The following is a 24,941-nucleotide window of genomic DNA, read 5'->3' on the forward strand; positions in this document are numbered from 1 at the left end:
CGATGGTCTTTTTCCTAAAGTGCGCTGCTACTTTCAGTGTCGGCATCTATGAGGACTGGTCAAAGTGCGATCGCCCTTTTCCCCCAAATAACCAAAAGGGCGATCGCTCTCTGCATTTAATTCACCGGAGATGACTCAGCTAAACCTAATTCTGCCATCAGTTGTTCGTGAGAAATGTTGTCGCTTCGCTCTTGCTTTGACTCTGATTTCCGAAGCGGTTCGGGAATGTCAGCGAGTGTCAAAACGGGTAGCGTCAATGCTTCTTTAAACCACTCAATGTTTTTTGCTAATTCTTCTAAGCTTTTTCCCCAAGGTTCCACAGCATTTTCAGTACATCCCGCGATCGCTCCATCTGCTTCATAAAACACTTCCCGAATGATATAATCGCCGTTATCTTCCAGAAACACTCGATAATTCCATTTAATTGTCATACATCCTCCTGCTGTCCGCGAAATAAAAAAGTATTGCCCTCTTTCTCGCCAATACGCTTAATTTCTACAATCTGTACCTGTTCTTCAACATTGTAAAAGACTCGAAACTCCGCAATCGGCAATTCCCAACCTGCAATACTATTAGGTCGAGTGCGCTTGCGGTTGCGAGTCTCAACACTAGGTTCATATCGCAATTGCACTGGAATTTCGCTCAAGATTTGTTGTTGCTCGTGCTTCTTAAAGTATTTTAAGTCTTCTATTGCTTGCGGAGTGTATTCAATCTGGTACATTTAAGTTAATAAATTAACTATAGTCCTTTCTTAATTATCATAGCCAAATTTGTAAAATTTTCTGCTCAGAAACTCATGAAAATTCGAGAATCAGTTGGTCAAAGTGTCTGGAACCATTCTGAGGGTTGGTGCTGCGAGCCTCTTGACCCCATACCGCCGGGTCATATTGCCCTAGCCGTTGAAGCGATAGATATTAATCTTGTAGACTGGGATATCGAAGAAATTGGCGAAAAAGCAGGTTTTGATATTCAGTACAGATACACCGGAGTGAATGACCCGAAAGATTCATCTTTAGCTTGCGTAACTCAGGCAAGTCGGCATTTATGAGGACTTGTCAAAGCTCGATCGCGATTTGGAAGTTTTGATTGCAGCCGGCATCCCGCGTCATTTATTTAAAATACTGACTGACAACGATGACATCGATTTGAAGCCTGTAACGCAATACCTCAAAGCAGTCTAATAATGTCTTGGGCATGGCGCAATTGTCGGCCCCTTTTTTCCCTGCATTGCGATCGCCCTTTTCCCCCAAATAACCAAAAGAGCGATCGCATTCCCTCTCTATCATCCTTTGATACCTAAGCGATTGCTACAGTCCTAATGTGTGTCTGAGTGCAGCATCTACAGATACCATATCTGACCAAATACCGATCGCTCTATCAATTTCTGAATCGAGAACAGTGACAATATTATCAGTCACAATCACCGAATTTGTTATTAATCCCGTTTGCTGTCCTTCAGACGTTGTGATATCTACCAACACTCGACTGCGATGCCCAGCACGAGCCATATTACTCGTAATCATTGCCACAGTAGTCTGCGACAAATTAGTTGCTATACTATTAGCCTGAATGACCAAAGTCGGTCGCCGCTTAGCGGTTCGCAGGCTGGAATTGGGAAACAAAACTAACACCACTTCGCCACGATTATAACGCATCGTACACATCCATTTCTGGACAGTTCCAATCTTCAGCAAAACTTTGCAGCCTCGCACGCAGATTTGCTGCTTGTTCTCGATTTATACCGCGAGATTGTAAATCTATAGCTCCCTTTTTTTGTCCCTCGTCAATAAAGTCGCCAAGTTTTGATTCTTCCTGATTTGTTGTAATTTCTGCAAGTAGCCTTTGATTCATTTCCAGATACGTCGAGATTGCTTCATTCACTACGTCGCTTAAATCTCGATTCATCAAGGTAGCGAGCGCAGAAAGTGCTGCTTTTTTCTCGCTGTCCAGTGTCAGCATCATGTTTTCTTTGCTCATTGTTTGTGCGGTCGCCATCAATAGTATTATTATGCCATTATAGCAAAGAGTCAATTCAAGGGTCATAGCTACCTTGGTAAGTGCTGTAGATGCGGTAGCCAGGGAGTACAAAAGCCATGCCAATTGGACTATGAATTTTCCCCGGATAGCTTTCTTCTGTCAAGCTACCCCCAATCCGAATTTTTAGCGCACCCAGCCAAATGTAGAGCCCTGGAATTAAAGTATCTAAACTGTAAACGATCGATCGCATTTGAAGATCCGGCGGATTAATCGGTTTTAAATACTGTGGCTTTTCAGGTTTAGAAATAGATATAGCACTGATTCCTGTGCGGTATGGTGGAAAAGCCGTCTTGTTGAGAACATTTTAACATAACCTAACTTTCACTTTTTTAGTGTTAAGCTTGCTGTAGTATTTTGTCACCATAGCCCTAGATCTTGTAGACTGGGATCTCGAAGAGATTGGCGAAAAAGCAGGTTTTGATATTCAGTACAAATACACCGGAGTGAATGACCCGAAAGATTCATCTTTAGCTTGCGTAAGTCAGGCAAGTGGGTATCTATGAAGACTTCTCAAAGCTCGATCGCCCTCTCGAAGCTTTGATTGTACCCATGAGGCCCAGAAACCGGGTTTTTTATCAAAATACTTCGTTATAGCCGGCAGATTCGGTAAAAAACCCGGTTTCTTTAGTCGGAGTGCATCAGTCCTGTCTGATAATGTTTTGGGCGTAGCGCAATTGTTCTTTGTCCTAAAGTACGCGCGTGCGTAGCTATCCCGTAGGGAATCGCCCTTTTTTTCCGAAAGTGCGATCGCTCTTATTTAAATAATGTTAATATCGAAGCATGGATAGTGTGTACAGACTGCAAGGCGTTGAGTTTGAATGGGACACAAACAAATTCCAGATTAACCTAGAAAAGCATGGCGTTAGCTTTGAAGAAGCCGCAGAAGTTTTCTTCGATCCCTTCTATCAGGAGGGAGATGCAACGGCTAATGACGAACAGCGTAACTTTATCCTGGGTTACTCCCGCACTCAACGCCTATTACTGGTTGTTTATGTAGAACGCAGCTTGCGAATACGCATCATTTCTTCCCGTCCTGCAACCCGCACAGAAAGGAAACTATATGAACAATTCTGAAGAAGAAATAAAATTGCAATTGCGACCTCGTACAGCGGAAATAGTCTCGCTAAACATTCCAATAGATACTTTAGCATCACTTGAGAAAATAGCGGCAAATCGAGATATGTCTGTAGAAGCATTGCTTAAGTTTTATATAGGGCAAGGCTTACGGGAAGACTTAGCTAAAGTCTTTTCAGAACGCTTGCTGGACAAAACTGCTCAAGTTTTGGCTAGACACCTGGAGTCAGCCGAAGAAATATCAACTATTATTCGAGAAATTCAAGCTGAAACTGCACGTTAAATGATGGCGCGATTTAATTACCAAACTAAAAGGCGATCGCCCTTTCCTTCCCAAAGTGCGATCGCCCTTATCTAACTTCTCTTCCCCTCACATTTCTCAGCCACAGCGACTTGCTACTGCAGAACTAAAATTTCTTCTACTTTCAAAGGAACCATAGCATATTCAAACCCTTGACTATCAGCAAACTTCACTAAATACTGACATTCCTTTCCCCTATCAGACACTTTAAAAATAGTTCCCACAAGTCCGGCTAGTAAACTAGAAATAGAAGCGTGTTCCGATTCCAAGAGCGTTAATCGCGTATTTGAAACAGGCTTCAGAATAGCAACAAAATCCCCAAGTTTCAGATATTTATGAGAGCTTAAGAAAAGCTAAAATCAAAGCAGGGTTAGAATTAGTTGAAGTAATTTCCCAGAAGTACCTTCTAAAAGTGGGTAGGGGCAGGTTTAGTTAGGATATACGCGATCGCAGCGAGTTTACCCCTTTCACGCACCCGCCCTTCCCCACCCTAGGATTTACGCCTTACTTAGGCCTTAAGTTCGCGCTGCTAAACTCAGAAGCAACAATCATCGACCCAATCCCCGCATCCGTAAATATTTCTTGCAGCAAAGCGTGAGGAATTCGACCGTCAATAATGTGAGCACCCTTAACACCCTGAGCCAAACTCCGCACACAACAATTAACCTTCGGAATCATCCCCCCAGACACAACTCCCGACTCAACCAACTGTCTCGCTTCCTGAATATCCAACTTAGCAATCAGACTCTCGGGCTTGTGATAATCCTCCAAAATTCCCGCCGTATCCGTCATCAAAATCAACTTTTCTGCTCCCAAACCAGCCGCAATTTCCCCAGCCACCGTGTCAGCATTAATGTTGTAAGATTGACCTTTTTCATCCGCCGCCACGCTGGAAACCACCGGAATATAACCGCTGTTCACCAAAGACTCCAAAATCTGGATTTTCACGCCGCTGACTTCACCAACAAACCCAATTCCCTCCCGGCCGTCCGGACGAGCTTGAATAAGATTGGCATCCTTGCCGCACAATCCCACTGCTTTGCCGCCAGCTTGGTTGATTAACGAAACAATTTCCTTATTTACCTTCCCCACCAAAACCATTTCTACAACTTCCATCGTCGCCGCATCAGTCACTCTCAAACCATCCTTGAATTGCGGCTCAATTCCCAATTTTTCCAGCCAAAGATTAATTTCCGGGCCGCCGCCGTGAACCACAACCGGACGCATCCCCACGCAAGCTAGCAGCACAATATCCCGAACCACCTTGTCTTTGAGACTGCTATCTTTCATCGCCGCACCGCCATATTTGACCACAATGGTGCGACCAGTAAAGTGTTGAATGTAAGGCAGTGCTTCGGACAGCACCTCTACTCGATTAGTGTCCGAATTCCTAACAAAATCGCTTTGTTTGAGCATGGGTAAATTACAAAAGACTAAAAACTTAATTCTAAACTTTAATGGTTAAGGCACATATCAACAGCCACAAAAATCACTTTTTCCCTGGAAGTTATCGACGCGCAGGCTGGATCGATCGCCCTTATTGAGCCCAATCCTCAAAATTTTAATAGGTTTTTTTAATAATTTCATTTAAAATTTTGTATTATAACTTATACATTTCTTGCTAAAGTCAAGAAATGTATAACTCCCTTGATTTACTTAACGTTTTATGTTAACTGCTGTCGCCCAAGACTCCGAAAACCTTCAGTACAAGCTACCATTAGAGGCTGACTCCTCCCCCCGGATGACAGTATTTTGCGATTTAGACGGGCCCATAGTCGATGTGTCCGATCGCTACTACGCCACATATCAACAGGGATTAGCCGACACTCAAGCAGCTTATGTTGCTAGGGGAATCAACCTCAACCTCCAAATCCTCAGCAAACAGCAGTTTTGGCAAATGAAACAAAACCGAGTGCCCGATGCTGAAATAGCCAAAATTTCAGGCTTGTCGGGAGAAGAAATTCACGTTTTTCTCGGATGCGTGAGTCGGATTGTCAATCAGCCAGACTTGTTGCACTTAGATCGCATCCAGCCGGGAGTGCAATGGGCGATCGCACTTCTGCACTCCCGCGGCGTGCGCCTGATTTTAGTCACCCTGCGGCCGAGAAATCAAGCCGTTCAACTGTTGCAAAATTACGGTTTAGCCAGACTGTTTACCTGCATTAGCGGCACTCAGATGCCCGATGCAGCCTATCACAACTATACAGCCTTAAAAACAGAATTGTTGGCTGAAGTTGCAGAAGAATTTGAGTCATCGCTGGGTTCGGCTTGGATGATCGGAGATACAGAAGCAGACATCCTCGCAGGAAAAGCATTGGGAATACCTACAATTGCCGTTACCTGCGGAATTCGCAGCCGCTATCAACTGCAACAGCATCAGCCTAATTTAATTCTCAGCGACTTGATTATTGCCGTTCATCACTTATTAGGTTCGGGCCAACAAGTAATAGTAGAATGACTACAGTTAAGAGTAATTAGTCAACAGTTAACAGTCAACAGTTAACTGTTGACTGACTAAGGCTTTTCTAAATTCCTGGTCATTTCCCACAAGCGATTGAGGGGAAAATAAATTACCGGAGCCCAAAGACTGCTAAGAATAGCAGAACACAAAGCCACTCGCTGGTGATAGGTCCAAACTTCCAGTAATGCCCGATCGCCCATAGCAAAAAATTGCAGCCCCATCACCGTTTCCGCTACCACCGCCATCCCAAACACAATTAACGCGATCGGAATCGGATCTCTCTCAACAATATCTGCCGGAATCGACCAGGTTTTCTGCAAAACAACTGTTAAGAATCCTACAACAACTAGACTCACAGCGTGGGTAGGATGAGGAGCCGTCATCGCATCTTGAAGAAACCCCAAAACCAAGCCCATGCTAGCAGCTCCCCAAACTGTACGTTTCCGCTTAATACTCCAAGCTACCAACCAAATTAACAGCCAGTTGGGCCCAATTCCCAGCAATTCCATTCCCGGCATCCGAGTAGGCAATATCAGTATGCACAGCATTACAGAAACAAATGTAACGCCGAAGTTGAGAAATTGGCGCGATCGCGAAGACATCCGAGATAAAGCTTTCATTGCTGCTGTACTCCCCCAGATGGTGCAGAAGATTGACTCTGCGAATCCTTTGATTCGGGTTGCTTAGAGTGGGGGTAAACCACCGCCCACTCCAGAGAATTCATCGGTGCAGAGAACTCAACAACAGCTTCTGGAGCCGGAGCTTTATTCATATCCACCGAAACCACTTTTCCCACCGGCAAACCAGGAGGGAACAACTGACTGAAAGAAGAAGTTGAAACCACATCCCCAGGCTTGACATTGGGAACATTATCAAAAAACTCCATCACAGCCTGATTTCCGCCTTTCCCGCGCATAAAACCCATGTGGCGAGTGCGGGTAATTCCCACACCCAATTGACTCGTAGCGTCGCTGACTAACAGCACCAAGCTAGTATTAGGAGTAACGCTGACAACCCGACCTACCAAACCGCCGGGACCCATCACAGTAAAATCTGTTTTGATACCATCGTTACTGCCGCGCCCCAAAGTTACTTGCTGCCACCAGTGGCCGGCACTGCGGCCGACAATAGGAGCTACAATCCCTGGAGGTTTCTTAGCCGAAACGTAACCTAAAAGCTCTTTTAGCTTCTGATTTTGAGTTTCTAATTCTAATAGTTGCGCTTGCAATTCTTGAGTGCGCGCCGAGATGAGCTGCTCTTGCCCCGAGCCGTTGGATTGAAACGGACGAGTCACCAAATTGTAAACTTCAAACAGCGCAGCACCTTGTGTTTGTCGAACTCCCCAAGCGGCAGTTACAGCTAAACCTAAAAGAGCAATTTGCAGTCGCAGATCCCACCACTTGCGGAATGTATTTTTTAGCATAATTTCAGTATTCTAAAATTGTTATGTCAGGATTTTAGATTTGAGATGGCAGCCCTATTTCTAAATCCAAAATCCCAAATTAGTTAACTACATATTGCGCGACGACTGCCCGCTGAAAACCCGTTCCAACTGTTTGTTTTCCAATACCCTACCAGTTCCCAAAACCACACAGCACAGCGGATCGGCCGCCACGTGAGTGACAATTCCTGTTTCGTGACTGATCAGAGTATCTAAACCTTTCATCAGCGCGCCACCACCAGCCAGCATAATTCCCCTGTCAATAATATCTGCTGCTAATTCCGGGGGGGTGCGTTCCAAAGTACGCTTGACAGCTTCCACAATTACTGAAAGCGGTTCCGACATACTTTCGCGAATTTCAGGGCCTTTGATCGTAACAGTTCGCGGCAGACCAGACAGTAAGTGCAAGCCTCGCACTTCCATCATTACGTCGTCATCCTCTGGAGTTGGATATGCAGAACCAACCTGAATCTTAATTTCTTCAGCAGTGCGTTCGCCGATGACCAAATTGTGAACTTTTTTCATGTATTGGACGATCGCCTCATTGAGTTCGTCGCCGGCTACCCGCACAGACTCACTGATCACCGTACCTTGCAAACTCAAAACCGCAACTTCCGTCGTACCTCCGCCGATATCTATAATCATATTGCCAGTCGCCTCAGCCACAGGCAGTCCAGCTCCGATCGCCGCAGCGATGGGTTCATCAATTAACCGCACTTCTCTAGCACCGGCCTGAGTCGCCGCCTCAATGACAGCACGCCTCTCGACTCCGGTGACACCGCTGGGGATGCCAATAATTATCCGCGGCGAAACTAAGCTTCGGCCTTCGTGAACCCTGCGGATAAAAGTCTTGAGCATCAGTTCGGCCGTATCGAAGTCTGCGATTACCCCGTCGCGAAGCGGGCGCAGTGCTATGACGTTCCCTGGCGTGCGCCCGAGCATTTTTTTAGCTTCTTCTCCAACAGCCAGCGGTATTTTTAAATCTTGGTCGATCGCCACTACAGAAGGTTCCTGCAGAACAATACCTTTGCCGGATACATAAACGAGCGTGTTAGCAGTACCGAGGTCGATACCCATATCTCTAGATAACGAAAATCGATTGAGAAGACCCACTGATTCGTACCCCCCCCAAAACTAAAATACTATTGTGTGCAATAATGTTGTTACAAAAGTGTAACCGAGGTGGATTCTATTACGTTTTTCATCCTGAGTCTAGTCAGAAATGTACATTGTCGAGCGAGCTGTTGAGCGCAGACTCGCCAATCATCCACCATCAATATGTTCTGGTAACTGGGTGTAAAATCAGGATGAAGCCCTCACAAGCGCTGTTCCAATTTCAGTTTGGAGGCTAGTGCGCGTGTTGACTGTTTAACTACATCACCGATCGACCACATTCCCCAAAAAGTTTATGAGTCTTAATGTTGTGACTTTAGTAGGCCGCGTCGGCGGCGACCCGGACGTAAAGTATTTTGAGTCGGGTACAGTTAAGTGCAAGTTGACGCTGGCAGTGAGAAGACGATCCCGCAATAACGACGAACCAGACTGGTTTACTCTAGAAATCTGGGGCAAAACAGCGCAAATCGCTGCTGATTACGTTCGCAAAGGCGCTCAAATTGGGGTGACAGGCTCTTTGAAGTTCGATCGCTGGCAAGACCGCAGTACAGGAGCTAATCGCTCAATGCCAGTAATTAGAGTAGACCAGTTAGACTTGCTGGGTTCCAAACGCGACAACGAGTCGGGTATGTCGCAAAACCACAGCGAATTTTAATGTTTGGGGAATTGGGGAAGTAATATTTGTGAATTGGGTGGGTGCTCGTGACTTCAGAAAAGTTAGAAATTGTTCAAACTGAGTACCAAGCTGGGCAAGTAGCTTTTGAGAGTGGCCGGTATGCTCAAGCTGTGCAGAGTTTAGAAACAGCTACCGGTTTAGTCGATCGAAATTCCCGGTTGGGCGGTGAGGTGCAGATGTGGCTAGTGACAGCCTACGAAGCCTCTGGCAATACAGAAAGGGCGATCGAGCTTTGCCGCAAGCTCACCCGCCATCCCCGCCAAGAAACCCGCCAACAAGCAAAGCGCTTGCTGTTCATTCTCGAAGCTCCCAAACTCACTATCCCTCCTGAATGGATGGTGAAAATCCCTGATTTGGCAGCTTTAGATGAAAATCAATCAATCAGTTTTCAAGCCAATCCAAACGCTGATATCAAATACGCTAAACCCAAGCCAGCCGTACCAGAGCCTGTAGATTTGAGTCAGGTTAATACGAAAGACAATCGATTTATCTGGGTGGCGTTAATTGCGATCGGGCTAATTTTAGGCTGCTTATTTATTAGTTATTAATCATTTTTTCCTTCGCACAAACTCTATCTCTAGGGTGCGCCGGGCCGCGCACCTTACCGCTACTGAGAGAAGTTAAGCAATGCTTTTTAGCAATTATAAAAGTATCAGCGCGGTCGCCAAAGAATTCCAAATTAATTACCTGCGGGATAATTTCATTGTCGAAACAGAATTTGCAGTCAGCGAAGTTTTTCGGAATGAATTAGAATTGATTTTCAATGACGGAGTATTTGACAACTCGGAAATCGCCATTTGTGAAAATATCATTTATCCTGTATTAAAAGAAGTTTGGAAAAATTATCGAAGTAATTTTCTCCTCTGGAGTCACCAAACCTTAGTCTATAATGAGAATCTGTCCGGAATTCCAGATTATATATTGGCGAAGCGCTCACCCCTCGGCACAGTAGTTTTTGACAAGCCCTATTTCATATTAGTTGAAGCCAAGAAAGAAAGCGTCTTTGATGAAAGATGGGGGCAGTGTTTGGCAGAAATGCTCGCCGTGCAGCCACTTAACAATGAACCGGAACAAACTATCTTGGGTAGTGTTTCTAATGGGGCAATGTGGCAGTTTGGCAAGCTCAAATTAGAAATGTTTACTCAAAATAAATTTTTCTATACAATTCAGGACTTAGAGCGACTGTTTGCAGCCGTTAATTATGTTTTTCAACAGTGTGAATTACAATTATAGAACTTGCGCCTCTTTATACAGCACTTACGTAGAAACTATACTTGTAGGGTGCGCCGGGCCGCGCACCTTACTACTACAGATAGTGTCAAAATAGAAGGAATTCCGCGTAAGTCGTGTAGTTGCTAAAATAAAAAAAAGACCAAACCACAAAGGCGATTATTGTGAGCGATTCCACCATAGAACAGATATTGAAATTGGCATCTGGGCGCGCCGATGCCGCTGAAGTATACTACCTGTCGAGTCAAGACACCCCCATCGAATTTGAAAACAATCGCCTCAAATCCCTGCAAACCAAAGCACTGCAAGGCGTAGCACTCCGGCTGATTTACAATGGCAAAATCGGTTTTGCTAGTTCCACAGATTTAACGCGGATAGACGATTTAGTCGATGCAGCGATTCAAACAGCCGAAATCGGCGACCCAGCCGAATTTGAACTCGCCTCCAACTTCCACCTAAAAGGTCCGGAAACCACCTACACTCCACCCACAACTCAAGAATTAGTCGAAAACGGCAAAAACCTCATCGAACAAGTTCACGCCTACAATCCCGATATTATGGTAGATGTCGGCTTTCACGTCCGCAGCGGCAGAGTGAAAATTGCCACCACGCAAGACCTGTATGCCGAAAGAAGCAGCCAAATAGTCAGCGGCTCGATCGCGGGAAATTTGGTACAGGGAGAAGACTTTATGCAAGCATACAGTTACGACGTAGCGCGCGATCGCCCCCTAGACACCAACAGCATCCTCCAATCACTCCTCGAAAAATACCGCCTCGCCGAACAATCAGCCACCATCACCAGCGGTTCCTACCCAGTATTATTTACCCCCAGAGCCGCCGCTAGCACCCTAGGCAGCTTGTTTGATACCATCCTTTCAGGTCAAACAGTAGTTCAAAAAGCCTCTCCCCTAGCCGACAAAATCGGCGAAACCTTATTTGACAAACGCTTTACCTTTTTTGAAGACCCCACTTTAGGCCCTTCGGCTTGTCCCTTTGACGACGAAGGTACCCCCACCACCCGCAAAATCTTGATAGACAAAGGTACTGTCACCGGATTTTATTGGGATCGCAGGTGGGCCGCTCGCGCCGGTGTACAATCAACCGGCAACGGTTTTCGTGGCGGATTGTCTCGCCCAGGCCCTGATTTGACTAACTTTTGCATTTCCCCAGGAAATACCGCCACTCAAGACTTGATTGCTAGCATGGACGAAGGTCTAATAGTAGAGCAGGTTTTAGGAGCAGGTCAGTCCAATCAGTTAGCTGGCGAATTTTCTGTCAATTTGGACTTAGGCTATAAAGTAGAAAAAGGCAAAATTGTCGGCCGCGTCAAGAATACAATGGTGGCAGGCAGCATTTTTGAAGCCTTTAAAAATTTGGCAGATTTGAGCAGCGAAGCCGAATGGGTAGGCGGTGCCGCATATTTGCCGAGTATGCTGTTTCAACATTTGGGTGTAGCTTCCAGGCAATAAGTTCAGTGCGGTTTTACTCCTTACCAGGCTCTGCCTGGTAATACATATCGTGAGGCTCTGCCTCGAATTTGGATGAAAGCTTGCGAGGCAAAGCCTCTGGACATGGGTTCCCAGGCAGAGCCTAGGAACCAGTTAACGTGCAAAACAAACATAGAAACAGTGTCGGCAATTCAACGCTTTGCTAATTCATGCAAATAGGTAAAAATAGGGAAAAATGTATAATGAAAGAGCAAAATGTCAAGGATGGAACTGGGAAGAAGAAAAAGAATTTTTTCTTTCTTTTACCTTTGGTTTTTTGCCTTTTAACTCTAGTGACTGGATGCGTTCAGTACGATGTCGGGGTCAACTTTGAGAGTCAAACTCGCGGCGAAATCGTGCAGCACATTAAACTAGGGGAAAGGTTGACGAGCTTCAGCAGCGACACAGTTGCAGAATGGTTGAAAAGCGTAGAACGCAGGGTGAGGTTGCTGGACGGAAAAACTAAACGGCTTTCCCAGACAGAAGTTCTCGTGAGGATTCCTTTCAATAATGGAGCCGAGTTGCAAGACAAGTTCAACCAATTTTACAATCCGATCGCACAAACTGCACAATCTCGGGTTGCAAGTCCCCTAGAAACCGATTTGCCGAAGTTTGAATCTCACCTGAATGTCAAGCAGAATAATTTGTTATTGGTGCTGCGAAATCGGTTGAGTTTGGAATTGGATTTGCGCTCTCTTTCTCTGCTGTCTTCTAACGGCAGTTTGCTGCTGAGTCCGGGGGGACTTTTGGAGCTAGACTTTAGCTTGAACACGCCTTGGGGCGCAAAAAGTATTGAAACTGTCGCCGGTGCGCTGGTTCCCGAAAGCTATCAGCAGGGAAAACAGTTAGTTTGGAAGCTCAAACCCGGGGAAATTAACTATTTGGAGGCGATATTCTGGATTCCCAGTCCCGTAGGAATTGGGGCGCTGATTATTGCCTTATTTGTGGCGGCGGGCATTGCTTTGAAATATCAAATATTGCCAGCGCTGGGAATCGGGAAGAAACCCCAAAACATCGGTCAAACCTAAAGAGGATATGTCCGGCAGGGGCGGGTTAACCAATCTCTTCAATCAACTCTCAGAGTTCCAATAAACCCGCCCATCCCCGGATATTATGGTTAATTGACCAGATTTGATCTTATCAAAAAAAATGGCAGGATATGCCAAAAAACAGTTGACAAATGGCTAAGAATTTACTTAACCTGAATTGAGAATTAGGAACAGAGAAAATGCGAGCGCTAAATTTCTTCTTCATCTTTCTGATTTGCTTGGCTCTAGTATTTTTCAGCATCGAAAATACACAGCCAACCGCAATTCAAGTTATCAAAGGCGTCCAAGTTAAAGCTCCGCTGTGCGTAGAACTAATTGTAGCGACCGGATTGGGAGCAATTCTAGCGTGGCTGTTCAGTCTGTGGTCGAGAATGCAGCGAACCCTCGCGTCGCGCCAACAGATCCGCCAAGTTCGCGAAAAAGAGCAGCGGATTCAGGAATTAGAACAAGATATCGAACGCTATAAAGCAGAAGTAGAAGCCAAACAACCTTTGTTAGAAAGTGCAGAAACTACAAGTTTAGAAACAGCAGCGACTGAGGTCAAAGCGGCTTCAATGACCGCAAATTAACTTGATATACTCTCTCATTTTCGGAGAGGGAAAATCTAAAATCTAAGCTCTAAAATCAAAAATCAAAAATCGAATGGCCGTTTCCCGAGACCAAAATGGCTTAGAAACGATTTCCGAGGGGATCGCAATTTTAATTGACCTAGCAGAACGGGGAGAAATCGATCCTTGGGACGTTAAGGTAATTGAAGTGTTCGATCGATGTCTGAGCAAGCTTACTAACGCCTGCGATGCAGATCAGAGTAAGGATTTCTCCGATTTGTCCCACTCCGGCCAAGCGTTTTTGTACGCTTCAATGCTGGTGTTGCTCAAAGCAGAAAGTATCGTCCTCTCAGAACCCCCCGCCAATCCCGACTCGGCCGACGAGGCGACGCTAGAAGACGCAGAGCACTCAGGAGGGCGACACTTGCCTCAGCATTTGGAGCGGCAATTGCGCCGTCGCGGTGTAGCTCAACTACCGCAAAAACGCCCGGTGACTCTCCCAGAACTGATTGAGCAGTTGCAGCTCATGAAAGCAGCAATGGAGCAGACAGTTACCCCCCGGCGTCGCCCAACCTCAAAAATGCGATCGCAAGCGGCCCAGGCTATCTTTGAGCTAGCTCACCAAGAAAATCTCGTAGAAACTGCTAGCGAACTCGAACGGTTTCTGGCTCAGCGGGATCCGGAAATAGACGAGGGTTGGCTCGACTTGGACAAATTGCTAGAACTCTGGCATCATAACGATTTGCACTCTCCTATCAACCCAGAACTCCCGGTATCGACTGGGGAAGTTCACTTGTCAAATTATGACCGCGTAGGCATTTTTTGGGCGCTGTTGCTGCTGTCGGCTCAGTCTAAAGTAGAGTTGCTTCAAGAGGAGTTTTACCAAGACCTCAAAATCCGGGCGCTTTGAGCTTGGAGCGGCATCAAATCGGGTTTCGGGGCGGGTTTACCAGTCTCTCGAACTCTTGAGAGCTATCCGGGCGAACCCGCTCCTACGGCAATTGTACGTGCATTCACCCGGACTTGATATTATTTCTGATTTCTGGTTCGTTAAATCTAGGTAAATTAGGAATAAATGATTGATAGCCTGGTACGATGTCGCCTATAAACAGGTCAGGATTTTGCCGCGATGGATCGATTCGATCGCAACCGCTAGCATCTAATTGTTGAGTTGATATCAATTAACACAGGGTTGAGGAAGTTAATAATGAAAGCGATGATTCTGGCGGCCGGTAAAGGCACTCGCGTCCGTCCCATTACTCAGACAATACCCAAACCGATGATTCCCATCCTGCAAAAGCCAGTGATGGAGTTTTTGGTTGAATTGCTCCGCCAGCACGGATTTGACCAGATTATGGTTAATGTTTCCCACCTGGCCGACGTGATTGAAAACTACTTCCGCGACGGTCAAAAGTTTGGGGTACAAATTGCCTATTCTTTTGAAGGGCGAATTGAGGAGGGAGAAATGATTGGAGAGGCTCTCGGTTCTGCTGGTGGCATGAAACGGATTCAGGACTTCTCGCCGTTTTTTGACGATACTTTCGTTGTGCTGTGCGGCGACGCTTTGATTGACTTGGACTTGACTGCTGCTGTGAAGTGGCATCGGGAAAAAGGGGCGATTGCTACTATTGTTATGAAATCGGTTCCCCGCGAGGAGGTTCCCAGTTACGGAGTGGTGGTAACAGACGATTCTGGCAAAATTCAAGCTTTCCAAGAAAAACCTTCTGTAGAGGAAGCTTTGAGTACCGACATTAACACTGGTATTTATATTTTTGAACCCGAAATATTCAAGTACATCCCTTCGGGCCAGGAGTACGATATCGGTTCCCAGTTATTCCCCGCGCTAGTAGCAGAAGGCGCGCCTTTTTACGGGATTAGCATGGACTTTGAGTGGGTGGATATCGGCAAAGTTCCTGACTATTGGCGGGCAATTCAGAGCGTACTGCTCGGACAAGTTAAAAATGTTTCGATTCCGGGAATAGAAGTGCGCCCCGGCATTTACACTGGTTTGAATGTAGCTGTCAACTGGGATAAGGTTGATATTACTGGGCCTGTTTACATTGGCGGGATGACGATCATTGAGGATGGAGCAAAAATTGTCGGCCCGACAATGATCGGCCCAAATTGTTGGCTTTGCAGTGGCGCGACTGTGGAAAACAGCGTGATTTTTGAGTATTCCCGTTTGGGTTCCGATGTGCGGTTAGTTGACAAACTGGTGTTCGGGCGCTACTGCGTTGATAAAACCGGGGCTGCGATCGATTTGCAAGCGGCGGCTCTCGATTGGCTGATTACTGACGCTCGCCAAGTTTTACCGACTCAACACGGAGAAGAGCGGCGGGCGATATCTGAAATTCTCGCTAATGGTGCATAATTGCTAATTGCTAATTGCTAATTGCTAATTACTCAAGGTAAGGTGCGCAGTGCGCACCCTACTTTTACGGTTATTATCTCACCTTTCAATTCTGGTAAGGTGCTTAGGTTGCACCCTACATTTTAAGACTGAAGATAAGTATATTGGCTGAGACTCCGCTCATAATTTTGCAGCAAAAGTTGGGACTCCGAAAGAGTAATTTTATTTTGCTGCAAAGCTGCTTCTGTCTGACGGCGGATGCTTTCAACCAAACTTTCTGCATCGTACTGTACGTAGCTGAGGACTTCTTTCATAGTGTCTCCTTTCACAACGTGTTCGATATGATAGCCAGAAGGTGTTAGCTGAATGTGAACTGCATTTGCATCGCCGAATAAGTTGTGAAGGTTGCCCATAATTTCTTGATAAGCACCTCCCAAAAATAGCGCCAAATAGTAAGGTTCTCCTGGTTTGAGAGTATGCAGTTCCAAAACCGACTTCACATCTCGCAAATCAATAAATTGGTCGATTTTGCCGTCGCTGTCGCAGGTGAGATCGGCTAAAATACCGCGCTGAGTTGGTTCTTCGTCGAGTCTGTTAATTGGCATAATTGGGAACAATTGGTTAATTGCCCAACTATCCGGTACGGACTGGAAAACAGATAAGTTGATGTAATAAATGGACGCCATCACCTTTTCTAAATCTTCCAAATCCTCCGATACATATTCTTTTTGCCGCGCGATCCCCTGTATTTTATTGCAGCAAGCCCAGTACAACTGTTCGGTTTTCGCCCGTTCCGCAATTCCCAAATAGCCTAAGTTAAATAAACTGACTGCTTCTTCCTTGAATTGGATAGCATCGTGATAAACTTCTTGGTAATTTTCGGGACTGATAGATTGGTAAATTTCGTAGAGATTGCGCGGAATTTGGTGTGCGTTTTCGTCTATTGGTTCTGGTACTTCTCTGGGGACATCGCTAGTACCGAGTACGTCAAAAACTAACACTGATTGGTGAGAAGCGATCGCCCGCCCGCTTTCGCTAATGATAATTGGTACCTGGATTTTCCGCTCGTCGCAGGCATCTTTCACTCCCGCTACTACGTCGTTAGCGTAGTTTTGCATATTGTAGTTTTTGGAAGCGTGGAAGTTTGTTTTAGAGCCGTCGTAGTCAACGCCGAGTCCGCCGCCTACGTCCAAGTATTTCATATTAGCTCCCAATTTAGCTAATTCTACATAAATGTGGCTGGCTTCTCGAATGGCGTCTTTGATGACGCTAATTGAGGAAATTTGAGAGCCGATGTGGAAGTGCAGTAATTGCAAACAATGGAGCATTCCAGCTTTTTCTAGTTCGCCGACTGCGCGGATAATTTCAGGAATTGTCAAGCCAAATTTTGCCCGATCGCCCGTGGAGCCTCCCCAGCGGCCAACGCCTTTGGTAGTGAGTTTTGCTCGCACTCCCAAAATCGGTTTAATTCCTAATGCAATGCTCGCGGCGATTGCGAGTTCTACTTCCTCAATTTGCTCCAGCACAATTACGGAAGTTTGTCCTAGCCGCTGCGCCAAAATAGCAGTTTCGATGTATTCCCGGTCTTTGTAACCGTTACAAATTAACAAAGCGCCTGGGGTTTTTAAGGTCGCCAAAGCTATCATTAATTCCGGTTTTGAGCCTGCTTCCAATCCGAAGTGATGCGGTTGACCGAATCGCACCAAATCTTGAATTAATTGTCGGTGCTGGTTGCATTTGACTGGAAAGACACCGCGATAGACATTTTTGTAATTGTAGCGAGCGATCGCTCTGGCAAAACACGAATTTAAGCGCTCGATCCTGTCTTCCAAAATATCAGAAAATCGAATCAGCAGGGGCAAAGCCAAATTTCGTTGTTTGAGGGATTCTACCAGTTCGCATAAGTCGAGGGAACCGCCGCGATCGCCCTTGGGAGAGACAGTAACGTGACCGGCTGCATTGATCGAAAAATACGGTTCGCCCCAACCTTGAATTCGGTAGAGTTTCTCACTCTCTTCTATTGTCCAAGATTTTTGTGGCAGTGGAGCCGCCGTTACCAAAGCACTGTCTGGTGCCGCCAAACTCGTGACTGTTGGGGACTGAGTAGATAGCGGATCGACATCGGAGAAAGCAGCGGTGGCTGGGGAACTCATCTTATCGGAAACCTATATTAGCAGTGGTCAAATAGATAGTTTATCGCACATATCGAGTTTCCTGATGCAGTTTAAAATTCACTTTGGGTGCAAGGCTGGACGATTTGAGATTTGAGATGTGAGATTTGACTCCACAGATCGATGAAAGTGGGAGATTGAACTAAAATTTAAATCGCGATCGCTCTCCACCACTCATCAAAAAAATGGGCGGAGCGAAGCGGAGGGCTGAAACTCCGTCTTTCTAAGACGGCTTTTTAATGCACTGTACAATAGTTGTGGTCGGGGGCCCACCTGGACAATGGAGACATAAAGCCTAACACCAAAGCCTGCGAGACTCGCAGCGGCGAAGAAAAATTGGCACACCAGGATAAGCGTGAGGGGCAATGGCAAACATCCCTGAATCACGTTAACTGAATAAGCATTGCTTTGTTTCCTTTTTTTTGCGGTGGGACACACCGTGGAGCGTCTGTGGAGCGAACATAAGACCAAATCTCTTTCTTTCTTCAGCTGCAGTTGCTTTGAAGCACAAACCCAAATAGTGATGTTTGGGAATTCCCGTACCTTTGAGGTGCGCGAGGATGTCAAGTCTTCAAGCAAGTATCCATATGCAGGTAAGCCAGGAAACCGCGTTTTTGAGACCGGACCTAGGCCAGGAGTATTGTCGGGCGATCGATCGCCCGACACATACTAACCAAAAATCACCTCCGGCGGCGCCATGTCAGCCCCCACAATCATTTCCCCGTGCCTGCTAGACTTCTTCAAACCCGGTTGAGGTGCTTTTTCTTGGCTTTTCTGAGCCGGTGCAACTGAGGCTGGCGGTGTCACCTGCGTTTGAGGTACTGCCTGTGCTCCTGGCATCAGGGGTTGCTGCGACAGCCAACCCAAACCCCCTACAGCCCCAGCCATCAAAGCGGTGTAGCCGACGTACAAATGCACCGGACGCATTTGAAAGCCTTCGGCTGACTCGGAATCGGCAACAGACACATACATACTCGGAATTGGGCTCTCAGCAGGTTTGGGCAAAGCATTCGCCATCGCGCTACCGTCTAGTCCCAAGGCGTCGCCGAGCCTGCGGATAAAACCTCTCACGTAAATATCTTGGGGCAGTTTCTCGATTTCCCCATTTTCGATCGCTTCGATGTGGTGCAGCGGCACGAGAGTTTGACTGTGGAGTTGTTGGAGGGATAGGGAGCGAACTTGCCGTCCCTTGCGCAATTCTCTACCCAACTCCCGCAGGCACTCTTCTCGCTGTTGAACTGCTTTTGCTGCTTCTTCTTCCTTGGTGAGTTTTTTCGGCTTCTTGGGAAAACCGAACCCTGGGAAGGATTTTCCGGGGACGGTGACAGTTTCCGGTGCAGCCGACTCGATTTTATTTTCGTCTTGGGGCGCTTCCTTGCTGTCTTCAGAAGTGTTACTGTCTTGAGCAGAATTTTCAGTGTCGGATTCGGTTTTGGCTGGCGCTTCCACACTAGCGCTGCGCCAATAGAACACAGGAACAGGTACTGGTGGCTCCAATTCTTTAAATTCTGTCTCCGTCCCAAAGGCGGGACTTACAGTAGCCCAACTCTCTCCGGCTAGTTGCAGTTCCATTTTGTTTTCTTTGGGAAACAGGTCAAATGCGAGCTTGACGGCTTCTCTGCTAACTGCTCTAATTAAAATTTCGGCAGCGGAGGCTGCTGAGCCCAACATTGTTTGCAAGCTAGCTAGAGCCTGGCTATAGGTGTCGCTACAGAGGAGTTCAGCTTCTATTTGGCTGAGGACAGAACGAAAATTTTCTTGAGGAATTTCAATAGTTGCGTGATCTGTCACCCCAAAATAAGCCTCGGGTTTCAGTGCCATGATATTTATCTTGTCTTACTAGAAGGTATCTGAGTACGTTCTTCGACAGGTTGGCAGTGATTCCGGATGTCGGTTGGGGGAGAGTGTCCGAGTGGGGGAGAGTGTCCGATGCCCGATGCCCGATGCCCGATGCCCGATGCCCGATGCCCGATGCCCGATGCCCGATGCCCGATGCCCGATGCCAATTTTCTATTGCTTGTGAATGCGATCGAGCAACCAAAGAGCCCCGAAAATCCCGACAAAGTGGGCAACAGTGGCGTGAGTATTGGCGAGTACCACAAATATGTCTAGGGGCTGAATAAATCGGCCCACATCGACTGCGGCACCGAACAAGGCTTGCGGCTGAGCTAGAGATTTGGCTAAAAGCGTGCCGCTGATGGCTTCTGCGCCGATCAGCGTCAGCACCATTCCTGACAAGTTGCTCATCAGTGACAGCCGCACCTCTTTGATGGTGTCTGCTTTTTTGGGGCGGACAGCGTTAGCGGGCGATCGCAGTTGTCTCGACAAGCGGGTGAAGCGGAAAGAGCGATATACGCTGTAAGCGAGTACGGCCAGCCCGCAAAGGGCAAAAAATACGCCGCCGCCGGTGCCGGCACTGTTTGAACGCCCAGGGACGGTAGCACTGGGGATGGCGAAGGGGATGGCAAAGAGCAAAATGATCGCCGCTACCACCGCTAGCACTAACTGTACCCAGAAGCAAACCCAGCCTGTTGTACGAAGGGCAAAGGCTACTCGCTGTACGGCAACAGGAAGCTTATCGTTATCTAACTGATTAGTCATATTTTGAGCGGGTATAATTAAGTGGCTTTAGTGGGCAGCAATTTTTTCTCTTCGGGGATGGTTGACTGCGGTTAACCCTCTTTATAATATAAGTAGCAATGTTTAAGAATTGTAACTAACATTGGATTTCACATTTGAATAGCGTCGATCGCAAGGTACCCAAAGCAATGACACAACTACAACCCACCGTCACTCCCAAACTGGGACAGCCAAAGTTTGGCTTCAACAGCTACGCGGAACGCCTTAACGGTCGAGCCGCGATGATCGGTTTTTCTTTAACTTTAATTATCGAGTATCTCACAGGGCAGGGGTTGCTGTCCTGGTTAGGTCTCAACTAATTTTAGCAATGGCGCGGTCAGCCTCACACTTTGTTTTGACTGGAACCGCAGCGGGTGTCACTTCTGCTGACCGCGACAAATTCGGGAATTGATTAAAATATTAATTACAGACAAGCCGAGCGACTACTCTGTCGAGAGAGCTCGGTTCCCCGAATCTAAGAGCTGGCTTTTGGAGGTGTTGTATATCGGGTGGAATTTTGATTTGACAAGCTTGGCAATTTGGCCTCGCTCCCGTACAATTCCCCACAGGCGAGAAGATGAATTTAGGTGAAGCTAGTCTCCCTTGCTAGAAATCCCGATCGTTCCGCCAACTCTAAGTTTTAGAGATTGTAAATAAATATAGAACAGAGTAAAACCAAATGAATGCTTCGTGGACGCGACTTTTGAGGTCAGCTTACCGTAAAGAGCCAATTACCAGCTTTGTTGTGACAGTGGGCGTTGTCGATGCAGCCATCGGCAGCATCGGTGCGAGTGGCTCTTTATTGGCTTTTGGGCTGGGTACCGCTGGGGTGGCGATGGCTCTCCGCTGGTGGCAAATTTACCGCTCAGGAGCCGAACAACCCGCACCTGCTGCCGAATACTATCTTCCTCCTCAGTCTTCTCGACCCCAGTTGCCCGTGCTTAACGTGTCTAAAAAAAATCCTCCTTATTAAGATTACCGGGCAATGGGGGCCCGGCGAGGTGGCGATCGACTCTCTGCATCTGATGCAGTAAAACATAGGGCCAGAAAAGTCTTTCGATCTGGGATGCTTGGTTTATGAATATTTCTGTTGCCGAGAAACTCTACAAAATTGGCTCCGTAGCTGCCTGTAGCGGTTTGTCGGTGAAAACTGTTCGCTACTATGAGGAGATGGGCTTGCTGTCTCCTGCGGTGGAGCGCTCGCCCGCTGGTTATCGCTTGTTTGGCGAAACGGTATTCAACAGGTTAGCGTTTATTAAACGATCTCAGACTCTGGGTTTGAGCCTTCAGGAGATGGACTAAATTGCCAAAAAGTTTACAAAAGTTGGTCATACTTAACTTGACTGATTAACATTCTGGGCCGTATGATTACACCAATGCCTAAAAAAGGCTTAATTATCTGGTTTGTAAACCACAGTTTTGTCAAAACTGACCAGCCTGTTACAAGGTCGAACGGGAGTCCGCGTTTCGTTAAATTGGTTGAAAATAGTGGATGACTAATGGCTAAAAGCTTCAACTAAGATTAATTAAATTAGGGTGGGCTACACCCGAATTAACGCCTGTGGACAAGAATGAGCCGACTCCCTTGGATGAAACAGGAAGCAGACCCTTCAGAAGTAATTCTGATTGAAGGGTGAGACTTAAATAAGTTTAGCCAAGTTTTGTGTAGCAGATTAAGGATATTTTACAAGTTCGCGATCGGGGAGAGTTGCCTTGCTCTGAAGCGAAGCAGCATCTAACGGCGAAGGTAGAGGAAATTTCCGTGCAAATTGCAGCCTTAGAAACTTTGAAGGGGGAGTTGCAAGGCATTCTCAACTGTTGGCAAGAGCAACCCTCGCCGGAGTCCATCACTCGCACGATTTGTCCGAACATTCAGCGGGATTGAGCAGCAGAAAGATACAAAATAAGGGAAGGAATTATCGGTTTCCTTCCCTTGATGGTTTTGTTGGTGCTTTTGTTGGTGGTTTGGTCGATCGTGTTGAACTTTTAACTGTTTTCGCAGAGTTTGCTGTTGCTTTTTGAGTTGCCGAGCCCTGGCTGAGCCGCCTTTGCCTTTGGAGTTTCTGCCCTCGCTGCGGGGAGACTCCCAACTTTTTAGTCTCATGTTTTTAATTATTTGCACTACTTCTATATTACACTGACGCAATTTCAATGTCAAGTATTTTTTAGACCGATGTTCGCTAATATCAACTATTGACTGATTCAGATTGAGTATGAGGACTTACCCACGGGTGGCCAGAAACCGGATTTTTCAACCAAATACGTGGTTAAAGCCCTCTATATCGGTTAAAAAACCCGCTTTTTTTGTGGGCGGGTACCTCAGTCATCTATTTATCAGTCCAAATATCCTGGGGGTATTTCAGCATCTGTAAAAATTGGCAGCGTTTCCCAATTTTTTACCCATTCCGGCAATTCGGCTACTTTTTTTAGCTCAAGCGACATTTCTATTAAGGAAAATTCTAAATTGTGGAAATCTTGAATAAGTTCGGCTTTCAAGAAAATTTCATTTTTAGCTAAATCGGGAGTATTAGTCGCAATGACAACGCTGTTGCCGGTTTCTAAATTGCATATATAAACTTGTGCGAACACAGTTTGAATCGTTTTCACCGCTGCCGCATTAAACTCTTGTTTGTGGAACAGGTGGACAACTAGAACACCTGCGCTTGACAAGCGAGTTTTGCACAGTTGGTAAAATTCTTGTGTCACCAACCTATAGGGCATATAGCCGCTGCCAAAACCAGCATCCACGATAATTATATCGTTTTTTACTGTGGAATTTTGTTGGGCTAGATATTCGCGCCCGTCTTGAATGGCTACTTTGAGTCTGTCGTCGAGTTGAATGCAAAAAAATTTTTGAGCTACTTGGACTACTTTTTGGTCAATATCTGCACATTCGACGATCGCGTTAGCGAAATAGTGGTGAAAAAAACTGGGGAGGGTGCCGCCACCAAATCCAATTACATAGATGTTTTTTGGTAAATTTTTCCAGACTAATGCTAGCAGCACGGCTCGGGAATAGGGAAAGATTAAATTTAGTGGATTGTTGAGGTCTAGGATTGATTGAGCTACATTTGTGATTAAGGTTTCTCTGTCTGCTAAAAGCAGTAGTAGCCATGAGTTTATTTTTTTTACTGCTATGCAGTTGTCGCCGGAGTTTTGTTGAAATAGGATGCCGTCTGGCTGTTGCTGAAGCCAATTTATTTGTTGATTAATAAGTGCTAACTTGCTAGGAGGCAGATCGCCTTTATAATCAGTCATACGATTTTAGATTTTAGATTTTAGATTTTAGATTGGAGATTGGGGAATCACCGATCGCTATCATGGTTGGGAGCAGACCTACAGTTTCATTCTTTTTGGGAACTGGTATCACATCTAAAAGCTTAAATCTCAAGTCTCAGATCGAATCACTTCAAACCCAATAATAGCGAGATTCCGCCGATCGCAGCCACTACGCCCACAACAGCCCGAAGGCTCACTCTTTCTCCCGCCAGCACCGCTAAAGGCAGTATAAATAGGGGACTGGTAGAAATGAGTGCTTGAGCTATTCCTGCGGGTGCATATTTCAGCGCAGTCTGTTGCAGGAAAATTCCGAGATAGGTTCCTAAAAAAGCTGCTAAAATTATTGCACCTAATATTTTTGGCGCTTTTAATTGTTGGAAAGTGTCAAGGTTTGTTGGGTTCAAGAAGCATAGCATGACTGCGAGGCCGCCGCTCAAACGCAAGGCTGCTGTCCACAGGGGATCAATATCTATTTGAGTGAAGGCGGCGCGGGATAAAACTGCTCCGGCGGCGTGGCTTGTTTGTCCTAATAAACTAATGGCTAATCCCTGCCAAAGATGTTTTGATGGTAAGGTTGTTTCGGCTGTTCGTTCGGCAATTACCCAAGCTACGCCACAGATTGTTAAAAGAATGCCTGTACAAGCAATGGGCGATAAGTTTTCTTGCAAAAATATTAAGCTAAATAAAGCTGTTAAAGGGGGAGATAGGGTTTCTAAAAGCAGCGTTCGCCTCGCTCCTAAATATTTTAATACGAGAAAGAAAGCTGTGTCTCCGATGCCAATTCCTAGGGCGCCGCTGATGAGCAGCATTGCTAAAATATGGGGATTGATTGCTGGTAAAGATCTGCCTAAAATTAGTACGGTGGCAAGGAGCATGAAAAGGGCGATCGCCCCTTTGAGCAAGTTTAGCACCACTGCGGGGATTTGCTGTCCCACTCGCTGCCAGATGGTGGAAGCTAGAGCCCAGACAAATGCAGCGCTTAAAGCGGCGATTTCACCCATAAAATCTGTTGACGGTTGAGGGTTGACTGACTAATGACTAATGACTAATGACTAATGACTAATGACTAATGACTAATGACTAATGACTAATGACTAATGACTAA

General features: G+C 46.2%; 32 protein-coding genes. 16 read left to right on the forward strand and 16 right to left on the reverse strand.

From position 1 onward, the window contains the following. Positions 1-116: 116 nt before the first annotated feature. Together QUB61_RS14260 and QUB61_RS14265 are read right to left on the reverse strand one after the other, a co-directional pair. Positions 117-431 carry a hypothetical protein gene (locus QUB61_RS14260; protein WP_333122919.1) on the reverse strand — a complete coding sequence of 105 codons (315 nt, stop codon included), beginning with the start codon at positions 429-431 and terminating at the stop codon, positions 117-119. Further along, positions 428-721: a type II toxin-antitoxin system RelE/ParE family toxin gene (locus QUB61_RS14265; RefSeq protein WP_333122924.1), complete on the reverse strand. Its 294-nt coding sequence runs from the start codon at positions 719-721 to the stop codon at positions 428-430. Before QUB61_RS14265 ends, QUB61_RS14260 begins: the two co-directional genes overlap by 4 nt. A gap of 75 nt (positions 722-796) precedes the next feature. Between QUB61_RS14265 and QUB61_RS14270 the strand changes: the two genes are divergently transcribed. Beyond that, positions 797-1,048, forward strand: coding sequence for a hypothetical protein (locus QUB61_RS14270; protein ID WP_333122928.1), 252 nt, complete (start codon positions 797-799; stop codon positions 1,046-1,048). A 61-nt stretch (positions 1,049-1,109) separates the two neighbouring features. Here QUB61_RS14270 and QUB61_RS14275 read toward each other — a convergent pair whose 3' ends face one another. Genes QUB61_RS14275 through QUB61_RS14290 form a run of 4 tightly spaced genes read right to left on the reverse strand, consistent with a single transcriptional unit; the run spans position 1,110 to position 2,227 of the window. After that, a complete protein-coding gene (locus QUB61_RS14275) occupies positions 1,110-1,286 on the reverse strand; it encodes a hypothetical protein (protein ID WP_333122931.1) in 177 nt (58 codons plus the stop codon). A gap of 21 nt (positions 1,287-1,307) precedes the next feature. Continuing rightward, positions 1,308-1,655, reverse strand: a complete 348-nt coding sequence (locus QUB61_RS14280) for a type II toxin-antitoxin system PemK/MazF family toxin (protein WP_333122934.1) — start codon at positions 1,653-1,655, stop codon at positions 1,308-1,310. Then, positions 1,645-2,043 carry a hypothetical protein gene (locus tag QUB61_RS14285; protein WP_333122937.1) on the reverse strand — a complete coding sequence of 133 codons (399 nt, stop codon included), beginning with the start codon at positions 2,041-2,043 and terminating at the stop codon, positions 1,645-1,647. Before QUB61_RS14285 ends, QUB61_RS14280 begins: the two co-directional genes overlap by 11 nt. After that, on the reverse strand, positions 2,033-2,227 hold the full coding sequence (locus tag QUB61_RS14290) for a hypothetical protein (RefSeq protein ID WP_333122941.1): 195 nt from the start codon (positions 2,225-2,227) through the stop codon (positions 2,033-2,035). Before QUB61_RS14290 ends, QUB61_RS14285 begins: the two co-directional genes overlap by 11 nt. Before the next feature lie 590 nt (positions 2,228-2,817). Between QUB61_RS14290 and QUB61_RS14295 the strand changes: the two genes are divergently transcribed. Both QUB61_RS14295 and QUB61_RS14300 read left to right on the forward strand, forming a co-directional pair. Next, positions 2,818-3,111, forward strand: a complete 294-nt coding sequence (locus QUB61_RS14295; protein WP_333122944.1) for a BrnT family toxin — start codon at positions 2,818-2,820, stop codon at positions 3,109-3,111. Further along, complete coding sequence (locus tag QUB61_RS14300; protein WP_333122947.1) at positions 3,098-3,394, forward strand: hypothetical protein; 297 nt, start codon at positions 3,098-3,100, stop codon at positions 3,392-3,394. The genes QUB61_RS14295 and QUB61_RS14300 overlap by 14 nt, the downstream gene beginning before the upstream one ends. 522 nt (positions 3,395-3,916) lie before the next feature. On the opposite strand, the gene argB is transcribed toward QUB61_RS14300, so the two are convergent. Then, the gene (argB, locus tag QUB61_RS14305) at positions 3,917-4,828 is read right to left on the reverse strand and encodes an acetylglutamate kinase (protein ID WP_333122949.1); all 912 of its coding nucleotides are present in this window, start codon (positions 4,826-4,828) and stop codon (positions 3,917-3,919) included. A gap of 250 nt (positions 4,829-5,078) precedes the next feature. On the opposite strand from argB, the gene QUB61_RS14310 reads away from it, so the two are divergent. Then, entirely contained in the window at positions 5,079-5,870 is a 792-nt protein-coding gene (locus tag QUB61_RS14310) for an HAD family hydrolase (protein ID WP_333122953.1), read from the forward strand. A gap of 56 nt (positions 5,871-5,926) precedes the next feature. On the opposite strand, the gene mreD is transcribed toward QUB61_RS14310, so the two are convergent. The 3 genes from mreD to QUB61_RS14325 form a co-directional block, all read right to left on the reverse strand. Beyond that, positions 5,927-6,493: a rod shape-determining protein MreD gene (gene mreD, locus QUB61_RS14315; RefSeq protein ID WP_333122956.1), complete on the reverse strand. Its 567-nt coding sequence runs from the start codon at positions 6,491-6,493 to the stop codon at positions 5,927-5,929. Further along, the gene (gene mreC / locus QUB61_RS14320) at positions 6,490-7,296 is read right to left on the reverse strand and encodes a rod shape-determining protein MreC (RefSeq protein ID WP_333122958.1); all 807 of its coding nucleotides are present in this window, start codon (positions 7,294-7,296) and stop codon (positions 6,490-6,492) included. The genes mreD and mreC overlap by 4 nt, the downstream gene beginning before the upstream one ends. 87 nt (positions 7,297-7,383) lie before the next feature. Beyond that, positions 7,384-8,391, reverse strand: a complete 1,008-nt coding sequence (locus tag QUB61_RS14325) for a rod shape-determining protein (RefSeq protein WP_006632285.1) — start codon at positions 8,389-8,391, stop codon at positions 7,384-7,386. 331 nt (positions 8,392-8,722) lie between these two features. Between QUB61_RS14325 and QUB61_RS14330 the strand changes: the two genes are divergently transcribed. From QUB61_RS14330 to QUB61_RS14360, 7 genes are all read left to right on the forward strand, one after another. Beyond that, positions 8,723-9,082, forward strand: a complete 360-nt coding sequence (locus QUB61_RS14330; protein WP_333122961.1) for a single-stranded DNA-binding protein — start codon at positions 8,723-8,725, stop codon at positions 9,080-9,082. A 47-nt stretch (positions 9,083-9,129) separates the two neighbouring features. Continuing rightward, a complete protein-coding gene (locus QUB61_RS14335) occupies positions 9,130-9,651 on the forward strand; it encodes a tetratricopeptide repeat protein (RefSeq protein ID WP_333122964.1) in 522 nt (173 codons plus the stop codon). A gap of 79 nt (positions 9,652-9,730) precedes the next feature. Next, on the forward strand, positions 9,731-10,336 hold the full coding sequence (locus QUB61_RS14340) for a hypothetical protein (protein WP_333122966.1): 606 nt from the start codon (positions 9,731-9,733) through the stop codon (positions 10,334-10,336). A 161-nt stretch (positions 10,337-10,497) separates the two neighbouring features. Then, the gene (locus QUB61_RS14345; RefSeq protein ID WP_333122968.1) at positions 10,498-11,802 is read left to right on the forward strand and encodes a TldD/PmbA family protein; all 1,305 of its coding nucleotides are present in this window, start codon (positions 10,498-10,500) and stop codon (positions 11,800-11,802) included. 221 nt (positions 11,803-12,023) lie between these two features. Further along, positions 12,024-12,848 carry a DUF3153 domain-containing protein gene (locus QUB61_RS14350; RefSeq protein WP_333122970.1) on the forward strand — a complete coding sequence of 275 codons (825 nt, stop codon included), beginning with the start codon at positions 12,024-12,026 and terminating at the stop codon, positions 12,846-12,848. A gap of 200 nt (positions 12,849-13,048) precedes the next feature. Then, the gene (locus QUB61_RS14355) at positions 13,049-13,438 is read left to right on the forward strand and encodes a lipopolysaccharide assembly protein LapA domain-containing protein (RefSeq protein ID WP_333122972.1); all 390 of its coding nucleotides are present in this window, start codon (positions 13,049-13,051) and stop codon (positions 13,436-13,438) included. Positions 13,439-13,511: 73 nt separating this feature from the next. Beyond that, a complete protein-coding gene (locus QUB61_RS14360; protein WP_333122974.1) occupies positions 13,512-14,327 on the forward strand; it encodes a segregation/condensation protein A in 816 nt (271 codons plus the stop codon). Between the two features lie 103 nt (positions 14,328-14,430). On the opposite strand, the gene QUB61_RS14365 is transcribed toward QUB61_RS14360, so the two are convergent. Next, complete coding sequence (locus QUB61_RS14365) at positions 14,431-14,598, reverse strand: hypothetical protein (RefSeq protein WP_333122976.1); 168 nt, start codon at positions 14,596-14,598, stop codon at positions 14,431-14,433. 26 nt (positions 14,599-14,624) lie between these two features. Here QUB61_RS14365 and QUB61_RS14370 point away from each other — a divergent pair, with 26 nt between their 5' ends. Next, positions 14,625-15,788 (forward strand): NDP-sugar synthase, encoded by a 1,164-nt coding sequence (locus QUB61_RS14370; protein ID WP_333122979.1) that lies wholly within the window; start codon positions 14,625-14,627, stop codon positions 15,786-15,788. A 122-nt stretch (positions 15,789-15,910) separates the two neighbouring features. Here the strand turns inward: QUB61_RS14370 and speA are convergent, their stop codons facing one another. From speA to QUB61_RS14385, 3 genes are all read right to left on the reverse strand, one after another. Then, positions 15,911-17,920 (reverse strand): biosynthetic arginine decarboxylase, encoded by a 2,010-nt coding sequence (gene speA / locus QUB61_RS14375; protein ID WP_333122981.1) that lies wholly within the window; start codon positions 17,918-17,920, stop codon positions 15,911-15,913. Between the two features lie 687 nt (positions 17,921-18,607). Then, positions 18,608-19,759, reverse strand: coding sequence for a helix-turn-helix domain-containing protein (locus QUB61_RS14380; RefSeq protein ID WP_333122983.1), 1,152 nt, complete (start codon positions 19,757-19,759; stop codon positions 18,608-18,610). A gap of 189 nt (positions 19,760-19,948) precedes the next feature. Then, on the reverse strand, positions 19,949-20,539 hold the full coding sequence (locus tag QUB61_RS14385; RefSeq protein ID WP_333122986.1) for a DUF3611 family protein: 591 nt from the start codon (positions 20,537-20,539) through the stop codon (positions 19,949-19,951). A gap of 167 nt (positions 20,540-20,706) precedes the next feature. On the opposite strand from QUB61_RS14385, the gene QUB61_RS14390 reads away from it, so the two are divergent. The 4 genes from QUB61_RS14390 (at position 20,707) to QUB61_RS14405 (ending at position 22,442) form a co-directional block, all read left to right on the forward strand. After that, entirely contained in the window at positions 20,707-20,877 is a 171-nt protein-coding gene (locus QUB61_RS14390; RefSeq protein WP_333122989.1) for a hypothetical protein, read from the forward strand. 359 nt (positions 20,878-21,236) lie between these two features. Further along, positions 21,237-21,530 (forward strand): hypothetical protein, encoded by a 294-nt coding sequence (locus QUB61_RS14395; protein ID WP_333122991.1) that lies wholly within the window; start codon positions 21,237-21,239, stop codon positions 21,528-21,530. A 104-nt stretch (positions 21,531-21,634) separates the two neighbouring features. Beyond that, entirely contained in the window at positions 21,635-21,859 is a 225-nt protein-coding gene (locus QUB61_RS14400; RefSeq protein ID WP_445300163.1) for a MerR family DNA-binding transcriptional regulator, read from the forward strand. 379 nt (positions 21,860-22,238) lie between these two features. Beyond that, positions 22,239-22,442 carry a MerR family DNA-binding protein gene (locus QUB61_RS14405; protein ID WP_333123021.1) on the forward strand — a complete coding sequence of 68 codons (204 nt, stop codon included), beginning with the start codon at positions 22,239-22,241 and terminating at the stop codon, positions 22,440-22,442. A gap of 449 nt (positions 22,443-22,891) precedes the next feature. Here the strand turns inward: QUB61_RS14405 and QUB61_RS14410 are convergent, their stop codons facing one another. Continuing rightward, a complete protein-coding gene (locus QUB61_RS14410; RefSeq protein WP_333122994.1) occupies positions 22,892-23,815 on the reverse strand; it encodes a fused MFS/spermidine synthase in 924 nt (307 codons plus the stop codon). Positions 23,816-23,961: 146 nt separating this feature from the next. Further along, positions 23,962-24,837, reverse strand: a complete 876-nt coding sequence (locus QUB61_RS14415; RefSeq protein ID WP_333122998.1) for a DMT family transporter — start codon at positions 24,835-24,837, stop codon at positions 23,962-23,964. Between the last annotated feature and the right edge of the window lie 104 nt (positions 24,838-24,941).

The sequence above is a fragment of the Microcoleus sp. C2D2 genome (assembly GCF_036702495.1).
In the GTDB taxonomy this organism is placed as follows: domain Bacteria; phylum Cyanobacteriota; class Cyanobacteriia; order Cyanobacteriales; family Microcoleaceae; genus Microcoleus.

Excerpts from the sequence above, each read along its gene's own strand:
- QUB61_RS14290 (WP_333122941.1), bottom strand. The coding sequence starts at position 2,227 with ATGCGATCGATCGTTTACAGTTTAGATACTTTAATTCCAGGGCTCTAC.
- QUB61_RS14270 (WP_333122928.1), top strand. The coding sequence starts at position 797 with ATGAAAATTCGAGAATCAGTTGGTCAAAGTGTCTGGAACCATTCTGAG.
- QUB61_RS14395 (WP_333122991.1), top strand. The coding sequence starts at position 21,237 with ATGAATGCTTCGTGGACGCGACTTTTGAGGTCAGCTTACCGTAAAGAG.
- QUB61_RS14310 (WP_333122953.1), top strand. The coding sequence starts at position 5,079 with ATGTTAACTGCTGTCGCCCAAGACTCCGAAAACCTTCAGTACAAGCTA.
- QUB61_RS14400 (WP_445300163.1), top strand. The coding sequence starts at position 21,635 with ATGAATATTTCTGTTGCCGAGAAACTCTACAAAATTGGCTCCGTAGCT.
- mreC (WP_333122958.1), bottom strand. The coding sequence starts at position 7,296 with ATGCTAAAAAATACATTCCGCAAGTGGTGGGATCTGCGACTGCAAATT.
- QUB61_RS14265 (WP_333122924.1), bottom strand. The coding sequence starts at position 721 with ATGTACCAGATTGAATACACTCCGCAAGCAATAGAAGACTTAAAATAC.
- argB (WP_333122949.1), bottom strand. The coding sequence starts at position 4,828 with ATGCTCAAACAAAGCGATTTTGTTAGGAATTCGGACACTAATCGAGTA.
- QUB61_RS14325 (WP_006632285.1), bottom strand. The coding sequence starts at position 8,391 with ATGGGTATCGACCTCGGTACTGCTAACACGCTCGTTTATGTATCCGGC.
- QUB61_RS14380 (WP_333122983.1), bottom strand. The coding sequence starts at position 19,759 with ATGGCACTGAAACCCGAGGCTTATTTTGGGGTGACAGATCACGCAACT.
- QUB61_RS14410 (WP_333122994.1), bottom strand. The coding sequence starts at position 23,815 with ATGACTGATTATAAAGGCGATCTGCCTCCTAGCAAGTTAGCACTTATT.
- QUB61_RS14300 (WP_333122947.1), top strand. The coding sequence starts at position 3,098 with ATGAACAATTCTGAAGAAGAAATAAAATTGCAATTGCGACCTCGTACA.
- speA (WP_333122981.1), bottom strand. The coding sequence starts at position 17,920 with ATGAGTTCCCCAGCCACCGCTGCTTTCTCCGATGTCGATCCGCTATCT.
- QUB61_RS14280 (WP_333122934.1), bottom strand. The coding sequence starts at position 1,655 with ATGCGTTATAATCGTGGCGAAGTGGTGTTAGTTTTGTTTCCCAATTCC.
- QUB61_RS14295 (WP_333122944.1), top strand. The coding sequence starts at position 2,818 with ATGGATAGTGTGTACAGACTGCAAGGCGTTGAGTTTGAATGGGACACA.
- mreD (WP_333122956.1), bottom strand. The coding sequence starts at position 6,493 with ATGAAAGCTTTATCTCGGATGTCTTCGCGATCGCGCCAATTTCTCAAC.
- QUB61_RS14355 (WP_333122972.1), top strand. The coding sequence starts at position 13,049 with ATGCGAGCGCTAAATTTCTTCTTCATCTTTCTGATTTGCTTGGCTCTA.
- QUB61_RS14415 (WP_333122998.1), bottom strand. The coding sequence starts at position 24,837 with ATGGGTGAAATCGCCGCTTTAAGCGCTGCATTTGTCTGGGCTCTAGCT.
- QUB61_RS14390 (WP_333122989.1), top strand. The coding sequence starts at position 20,707 with ATGACACAACTACAACCCACCGTCACTCCCAAACTGGGACAGCCAAAG.
- QUB61_RS14260 (WP_333122919.1), bottom strand. The coding sequence starts at position 431 with ATGACAATTAAATGGAATTATCGAGTGTTTCTGGAAGATAACGGCGAT.
- QUB61_RS14340 (WP_333122966.1), top strand. The coding sequence starts at position 9,731 with ATGCTTTTTAGCAATTATAAAAGTATCAGCGCGGTCGCCAAAGAATTC.
- QUB61_RS14360 (WP_333122974.1), top strand. The coding sequence starts at position 13,512 with ATGGCCGTTTCCCGAGACCAAAATGGCTTAGAAACGATTTCCGAGGGG.
- QUB61_RS14350 (WP_333122970.1), top strand. The coding sequence starts at position 12,024 with ATGAAAGAGCAAAATGTCAAGGATGGAACTGGGAAGAAGAAAAAGAAT.
- QUB61_RS14370 (WP_333122979.1), top strand. The coding sequence starts at position 14,625 with ATGAAAGCGATGATTCTGGCGGCCGGTAAAGGCACTCGCGTCCGTCCC.
- QUB61_RS14285 (WP_333122937.1), bottom strand. The coding sequence starts at position 2,043 with ATGACCCTTGAATTGACTCTTTGCTATAATGGCATAATAATACTATTG.
- QUB61_RS14275 (WP_333122931.1), bottom strand. The coding sequence starts at position 1,286 with ATGATAGAGAGGGAATGCGATCGCTCTTTTGGTTATTTGGGGGAAAAG.
- QUB61_RS14330 (WP_333122961.1), top strand. The coding sequence starts at position 8,723 with ATGAGTCTTAATGTTGTGACTTTAGTAGGCCGCGTCGGCGGCGACCCG.
- QUB61_RS14385 (WP_333122986.1), bottom strand. The coding sequence starts at position 20,539 with ATGACTAATCAGTTAGATAACGATAAGCTTCCTGTTGCCGTACAGCGA.